General features: G+C 70.4%; 1 protein-coding gene. It reads right to left on the reverse strand.

Going from position 1 to position 635, the window contains the following annotated elements:
- Positions 1-619: alcohol dehydrogenase catalytic domain-containing protein (locus PV341_RS45225; RefSeq protein ID WP_500361078.1), on the reverse strand; the 619-nt coding region annotated here is incomplete at its 3' end.
- Positions 620-635 lie beyond the last annotated feature (16 nt).

The following is a 635-nucleotide window of genomic DNA, read 5'->3' on the forward strand; positions in this document are numbered from 1 at the left end:
TGACCTTGCCCGCGCCCAGGTGGCGGGCGACGCGGCAGCACATGTCGCCGATCGGCCCCAGTCCCAGGACGACCACGCTGCCGCCCTGGGGGACGTCGGCGTACTTCACCGCCTGCCAGGCCGTGGGCAGGACGTCGGAGAGGTAGACGTACCGGTCGTCGGGCGGCCCGTCCGGAACCTTGATCGGGCCGAACTGCGCCTGCGGCACCCGTAGGTACTCCGCTTGGGCCCCGGGGACACGCCCGTAGAGCTTGGTGTAGCCGAAGAGCTCCGCCCCGCAGCCGTACTCGGTGACCTGGGTCGTCTCGCACTGCGTCGGCAGCCCCTCGCGGCACATGTAGCAGGTGCCGCAGGCGATCTGGAACGGCACCACGACGCGGTCGCCGGGCGCCAGGTTGTCCACCTCGGAGCCGGTCTCCTCGACGATGCCCATGGGTTCGTGCCCCAGGATGTCGCCGGGCGTCATGAACGGGGCGAGGACCTCGTACAGGTGCAGGTCCGATCCGCACAGGCCGGTGGACGTCATGCGCACCACCGCGTCGGTCGGCTCTTCGATCCGGGGGTCGGGCACGGTCTCGACCCGTACGTCGTGCTTGCCGTGCCACACGGTCGCCCGCATGATCGATCACTTCCTC

The sequence above is a fragment of the Streptomyces sp. PA03-1a genome (assembly GCF_033792805.1).
Classification (GTDB): Bacteria; Actinomycetota; Actinomycetes; order Streptomycetales; family Streptomycetaceae; genus Actinacidiphila.